Source organism: Bacillus sp. MRMR6, assembly GCF_001940785.1.
GTDB lineage: Bacteria > Bacillota > Bacilli > Bacillales > Cytobacillaceae > Neobacillus.
This window is the reverse complement of sequence record NZ_MSLS01000089.1, coordinates 1-721: the sequence shown is the minus strand read 5'-3', so window position 1 is coordinate 721 and position 721 is coordinate 1. Positions and strand designations below refer to the sequence as shown.

Sequence of the window (721 nt, the reverse complement as noted above, 5' to 3'; positions counted from 1 at the left end):
GGCTGCAACTCGCCTACATGAAGCCGGAATCGCTAGTAATCGCGGATCAGCATGCCGCGGTGAATACGTTCCCGGGCCTTGTACACACCGCCCGTCACACCACGAGAGTTTGTAACACCCGAAGTCGGTGGGGTAACCGTAAGGAGCCAGCCGCCTAAGGTGGGACAGATGATTGGGGTGAAGTCGTAACAAGGTAGCCGTATCGGAAGGTGCGGCTGGATCACCTCCTTTCTAAGGAAAATGCAGTCCGTATGGACTGATAAAAAAGTTGACCGCTTTTTGTTTGTTTAGTTTTGAGGGAGCAATTCTCTCAAAGCTTTTTTTAATCGTTCTTTGAAAACTAGATAATCGTAAAGAAGAAGTAAAGTAAAACCRAGAACAAGCCACATTAGTTTTCTYTCTTATTTAATTAAGAAGAAAAACAACCTTTTAGGTTAAGTTAGAAAGGGCGCACGGTGGATGCCTTGGCACTAGGAGCCGATGAAGGACGGGACTAACACCGATATGCTTCGGGGAGCTGTAAGTAAGCTTTGATCCGGAGATTTCCGAATGGGGGAACCCACTGCTCGTAATGGAGTAGTATCTTTACCTGAATACATAGGGTATTGAAGGCATACCCGGGGAACTGAAACATCTAAGTACCCGGAGGAAGAGAAAGCAAATGCGATTCCCTGAGTAGCGGCGAGCGAAACGGGACATAGCCCAAACCAAGAGGCTTGCC

General features: G+C 47.7%; 2 rRNA genes. Both read left to right on the top strand.

The features are described 5' to 3' along the window. Positions 1–231: ribosomal RNA gene (locus BTR25_RS26745) — 16S ribosomal RNA — on the top strand; the annotation flags it as partial. 201 nt (positions 232–432) lie between these two features. Then, positions 433–721: ribosomal RNA gene (locus BTR25_RS26740) — 23S ribosomal RNA — on the top strand; the annotation flags it as partial.